This is a genomic window from Gracilimonas tropica DSM 19535, assembly GCF_000375425.1.
GTDB classification, from domain to species: domain Bacteria; phylum Bacteroidota; class Rhodothermia; order Balneolales; family Balneolaceae; genus Gracilimonas; species Gracilimonas tropica.
The window spans coordinates 1-5020 of record NZ_AQXG01000028.1 but is presented as its reverse complement, the minus strand read 5'-3'; the positions used below and the strand labels follow the sequence as shown (position 1 = coordinate 5020).

The following is a 5020-nucleotide window of genomic DNA, read 5'->3' as shown; positions in this document are numbered from 1 at the left end:
CGTTCATTCCTGAAATACCCGGACTCAAAGAGGCGGGATATCTGACTAATGAATCAGCCTATGAACTTGAGAAGCTCCCGGAAGAGCTCATTATTCTTGGTGGCGGATATATTGCTCTGGAAAATGCTCAACTCTTTAGTCGGCTTGGAAGGGAGGTAACGGTTTTGCAACGATCAGGACATGTGTTATGTGATCAACCCAAAGAACTTGCAACAGCTATAACGGGGTATTTGGAAGAGGAAGGATTAACCATTTTAACAAACACAGAAATTCTGGAGGTAACGAAATCAGACAAAAAAAGAAGCATCCGTTTTACGGTAAACGGAGAAGAAAAACAACTCGAAGCTGATCAGATACTGGTTGCTACCGGCAGGCAGGGAAATACAGAGCATCTGAATCTTGATTCCGTTGGAATTAAAACTAAAATACGCGGTTACATTCCCGTGGATGAAACCATGCGAACCAAGATGTCCAACATCTTTGCCGCCGGCGATGTAGTGGGCGAACGGCAGTTCGTGTACACTGCGGCCTATGAAGGAAAAGTTGCAGCTGAAAATGCGATGAGAGACAGTCATGGAAAAGCAGATTTTTCGGTCTTACCATGGGTCATTTTCACAGATCCACAGGTGGCCGGTGTGGGTATGGATGAACAGCAGGCAGAAGAAGCTGGAGTCAACTATCAAGCAACGAAACTTACGCTTGACAATGTTCCTCGATCCATTGCAGCGAGAGATACCCGTGGTTATATTAAGTTGATCCGTAACAAAGACAACGACCGTTTGATTGGAGCCCGTATTTTGGCCCCCGAAGGTTCTGAACTATTGATGGAACTGGCCCTGACTATTCGACATGGCGTAACCATTCAGTCACTCAAGTCAGCATTTCATCCTTATTTAACACTATCTGAAGGAGTTAAGCTGGCGGCACTCACCTTTGATAAAGACGTGAAAAAGCTTAGCTGTTGTGCGGTTTAATAAAGTGCAATTCTATTGGCTATGTTTACGAAATGGATTCTTGCTGAATGGACCCATAAAATATCGACAGATTCAAGCTAATTTTTGGAAAGCACTAATTCCAAAACAGTGATTAAGCCACAAAAAGATGATTCTTTACTGTTACTTTTGAGAGCTTCCACCCCCTGTTCTTTATAGTTTAAATAAATGAAAATCAATATCATATCATGACCAATGCAAAGCTATAATTTTCCAGTCACCATTTTCTTTCTTAAGTACTGCTAACTCAAGACTCGTTCGATCAATTTCTCGTTCATTATAGACTCCGGTCATTTTTGTTTGAGAAGAGACCCAGGCTACATTTCCTTCGATGGTAATACGTTCTGAAATTAATTCACGATTCATTGCACCAATAAATTTGCCATCTGAGTGAAAATGGTGAGAAAGATATTGTTCTTTTGTTTCACTGTTGCTTCCCTCGAGAATGATTACATCATCGTGAAGCAATTCGGAAGCAGCTTTAGAATTATTTTCAACGATAGCAGTTTCAAACTCAGATAAAGTTTTACTGATTTCAAGTTCTTCAGGTGTTTGAGCAAGGGTCAAAACGGTTGAAATTAACAGTAGAAAGCTGAGTGATAGTATTTTTTTCATAATTATCCTGCTCATAGATTAGTTAGAATTATTGATTTTCAACCATTTATTATAGGTTTCATCATCCCACAGATTTTGAATAAAAGCAATTACTGCAAGTTTCTCTTCATCGGTCAGAACGGTTTTAAATGCAGGCATATTTCCCCCTAATGGCTGACCTCCTTCGTTAATAGTTTTCATCAGTATTTCTGTAGAATGGTGCCAGGTATGTGCCGTTCCATTGAGTGGAGGAGGGGGAAAAGAACCATCAGGGTTTGGTTTCTTCCAATCAGATATTAATCCCTGTCCGGCATTTCCATGACACTGAGCACAATTTTCCGCAAATACAGTCTTTCCTTTAGAAAATTGAAATTCAGTATACCATCTTCCTTTTTTATAAGTAAAGGGATCTGATTTCTCATTCGATTTCTTTGTGTCAGGCCCACACCCCCAAAATAGCATTGGTATCAAAGATAAAAGTAGCAAAGGCTTTAAAGTGATCAGGATTTTTCTCAAAGCTATATTTAATTTCTAATGGCTCTGGATGAACCGTGATTTTGAATTATTTTCCATGATCCGTCAAAATTCTTTAGTACCGATGTTGCTACGCCCTGCCGCTCTACTACCCGCGGTTCTTCTCCGTCAATAACTATTCGATAATTATAGGTTTCGAAAGCTACGGCAATATCGCCTTCCAATCTGACATCAACGTTGTAGTCACTGAAACTGAATTCTTTGAAATGCCCAAGTTCTGGTCCTATGTGATGATCAAGGTAGTCCTGGTAAGAGCCTTCATATTTACCATTCTCAAATACCGTAGCATCTTCAGCAAATAAGTGTTGAGTGTTGCTTACATCCAGGTTTTCAAGTGCAGATTTATAGGTTTTCAGAACTTCTTTCACTGCAGTTTCTTTCTTCATGGCATTCTGGTGTTCATGATTTTGATGATCCATATCCTGTGCGAAGCTTGAATAGCTAAAAGAGAAGAAGAGAAGTACAAAAGAGAGTATGATTTTATTCATAGGTATGACGATTATTTTGTTCAATTTTTTTATTTCAGTCGAGTTGAGTCAAGCTCACCTTATCGATGATGATAACCCCAGAGCCATTGAGACGAAGTCCTGCAGCTCCGGCATTCGGGGCGTCTCCATGGCCATGAACAGCCATCTCTTTGTTAATGTATGCTCTGAAATGAGTGCCATTGACTACCGTACGAACAAACAGCATCCCGTTCGCCGAATAGGTTTCTTCACCAAAAAAGTTAGTTTCACCTTCAATTACTCGTCCTTGCGTTATGGTTCCTTTGGAACTAATAGTAACGAAATCGTAATTTTGAGCATCGTGCACATGATTGACCAGCTCCACCTCGCCATCAAAATCAGACAGATCGAGGTAGTAATCAACTTGTACATTCAGAAAGTCTTTGAGGGTAATAAAAAAGTTGGGAGAGGAACGGAGACTCAACTTCAACAAGGAGTTGTCTCCACTATTAACGATTGAAGGCCGGAGATCCTGTGGTGACCCTACAAGCCACTGAAACTCTGACAACAGAGTACTTACCCCGCTGGGACCCATCTCCCATGACCAGTTTCCATTTTCATGAACTTTAAAGGTGGAATTTGACTGTTGCAGGCTATCTGTTGTAGCCGAAGCACCAGTAGGTTGTTGCTCCATCAACTGCCCGGTACCGGCTCCGTAACCAAACACCATTTTGGCGCCGTGGTCTCCGGTTTGGTAGAGGAAAAACAGTCCAGGCAGGGCAATGGCAAATGCTATAACTCTCAGACTTAGTTTGCTCATCATTTCATACCTGTGAAGAGTGATACGTGCCAATGCATATATTCCAAAATACCATACCGTCCAAAATGCCCAGTCGGCATGGTTGTTCAATACCGATTGTGCCTGAGATGGCAGGAAAACCGAATCGGCTGCAGCCTGCCCCGTGTAATAAACCACGATGGCTGAAAGTGCGCCAAGCACATATAAAACGGTATTTTTTTGTTCATCCCACCATTTGTCAGGGATAAACAGGGAAACCAAACTGCCAAGTACAGCAATCAGCAGTAATGCGATAGGAAAATGCACCAGCATTGGGTGAATGTTTGGGGCCCATTCAGGTATTAAATTTAAATCAATCATCTATTTTGATTTTTCTTATGATTATTTCTAAGTAATTTTTTTTTTAAAAGGAGCGCATGTAAAGGTTTATGACAAAATACTGGGCTTTGTTATATAAAATGTTTTCTAAAAGACCTGCATCTTAATTTTATGCATCAAATGTGATGTATAGGAATTAAAACCACATCCTGATACCACCTACCAACCCCAGTGTACTATCTTCACCACCTTCCAGACGAGCATAGTCTGCGGTTTGGCCCAGCTTCTGGTTCCATGATACACCAACATAAGGGGCAAATTCGCGCCGGATTTCATATCGGAGCCGGAAACCAAGTTGAACATTGTTAATTCCTGAACCCACCCCCCATTCTTCAACTTCCTGTAAAGCCAAATTAGTAGCAAAACGGGGTTGTGCAATTAACCTTTGTGTAACCAGTAAGTCTATTTCTCCTTCAAAAGTGGCTGATACATCTCCATCTTCACTAAGCTGAAGACTTCCATCCACTTCAAATAAATAAGGAGCAAGGCCCTGAAATCCTATTACTGCAAATCCTCTGGAGTTATTGTCGGTGGAGTTGTAAGCAAGGTCATATCGTAAACCAGCCTGAAAGTCGAAATAGGAGGTTATTGCACGGCTATATAAACCCTGGAACTCCATTTCTCCTTCTTGCTCGGTAGTAAGTGCCTCACCTTCAGCTTTATACCAGAATTTATGGATGTCTGTGCCGATATAGCCCTGGACATCCCAAACAACCGGGCTTGGATCTCCAATTGAATAATATTCAAAACGATCGGCCTGAAAAAAGAAGTAGGTTTTATTATCCGGCATGATATCATTGCTAAATGGCGGGGCTTTTTGGGCCGTTACCGATTTTGCACCCACTAATAGAAACATCAAAAGAATTAATATTGGTCGAACTTCTTTAATGGTAACATTCATAAGAATTGATAATAAATCTACTTTAATTTTTGTTAGTGATTTCATCCGTAGATACCTCCATCTTCACCGCTTACCTGAACCACTCTAAACATTCCCATTTCCATGTGATACAGAATATGGCAATGGAAGGCCCAACGCCCTTTATCGCGTGGAGTTACCAAAGCTGAAATTCTCTGAGCCGGTTGTACTAATAGTGTGTGTTTTCTCGGATTATAGTTGCCATTTCCATTTTCCAACTCCATCCACATTCCATGTAAATGAATGGGATGTTCCATCATGGTATCGTTGACCAGAGTTAAACGCAGGCGTTCATTTTGTTGGAATTCAATTGGCCCATCCACTTCATGGAATTCTTTTCCATCAAACGACCACATAT

General features: G+C 41.0%; 7 protein-coding genes. 1 reads left to right on the top strand and 6 read right to left on the bottom strand.

Annotated features, from left to right (window positions below):
• Positions 1-974, top strand: a 974-nt coding sequence (locus tag B151_RS0117225; protein ID WP_020404883.1) for a dihydrolipoyl dehydrogenase family protein, incomplete at its 5' end; no start/stop codon positions are given.
• 204 nt (positions 975-1178) lie between these two features.
• Here the strand turns inward: B151_RS0117225 and B151_RS0117215 are convergent.
• The 6 genes from B151_RS0117215 to B151_RS19135 all read right to left on the bottom strand — a co-directional run.
• Positions 1179-1607, bottom strand: coding sequence for a nuclear transport factor 2 family protein (locus B151_RS0117215; protein WP_020404881.1), 429 nt, complete (start codon positions 1605-1607; stop codon positions 1179-1181).
• An 18-nt stretch (positions 1608-1625) separates the two neighbouring features.
• Positions 1626-2102 (bottom strand): c-type cytochrome, encoded by a 477-nt coding sequence (locus tag B151_RS0117210; protein ID WP_245550445.1) that lies wholly within the window; start codon positions 2100-2102, stop codon positions 1626-1628.
• An 8-nt stretch (positions 2103-2110) separates the two neighbouring features.
• Positions 2111-2608, bottom strand: coding sequence for a nuclear transport factor 2 family protein (locus B151_RS0117205; protein ID WP_020404879.1), 498 nt, complete (start codon positions 2606-2608; stop codon positions 2111-2113).
• Positions 2609-2642: 34 nt separating this feature from the next.
• Positions 2643-3725 carry a DUF2231 domain-containing protein gene (locus B151_RS0117200; RefSeq protein WP_020404878.1) on the bottom strand — a complete coding sequence of 361 codons (1083 nt, stop codon included), beginning with the start codon at positions 3723-3725 and terminating at the stop codon, positions 2643-2645.
• Positions 3726-3879: 154 nt separating this feature from the next.
• Positions 3880-4644 carry a copper resistance protein B gene (locus B151_RS0117195; RefSeq protein WP_020404877.1) on the bottom strand — a complete coding sequence of 255 codons (765 nt, stop codon included), beginning with the start codon at positions 4642-4644 and terminating at the stop codon, positions 3880-3882.
• A gap of 41 nt (positions 4645-4685) precedes the next feature.
• Positions 4686-5020: multicopper oxidase domain-containing protein (locus B151_RS19135; protein WP_040517247.1), on the bottom strand; the 335-nt coding region annotated here is incomplete at its 5' end.

Excerpts from the sequence above, each read along its gene's own strand:
- B151_RS0117215 (WP_020404881.1), bottom strand. The coding sequence starts at position 1,607 with ATGAAAAAAATACTATCACTCAGCTTTCTACTGTTAATTTCAACCGTT.
- B151_RS0117205 (WP_020404879.1), bottom strand. The coding sequence starts at position 2,608 with ATGAATAAAATCATACTCTCTTTTGTACTTCTCTTCTTCTCTTTTAGC.
- B151_RS0117200 (WP_020404878.1), bottom strand. The coding sequence starts at position 3,725 with ATGATTGATTTAAATTTAATACCTGAATGGGCCCCAAACATTCACCCA.
- B151_RS0117195 (WP_020404877.1), bottom strand. The coding sequence starts at position 4,644 with ATGAATGTTACCATTAAAGAAGTTCGACCAATATTAATTCTTTTGATG.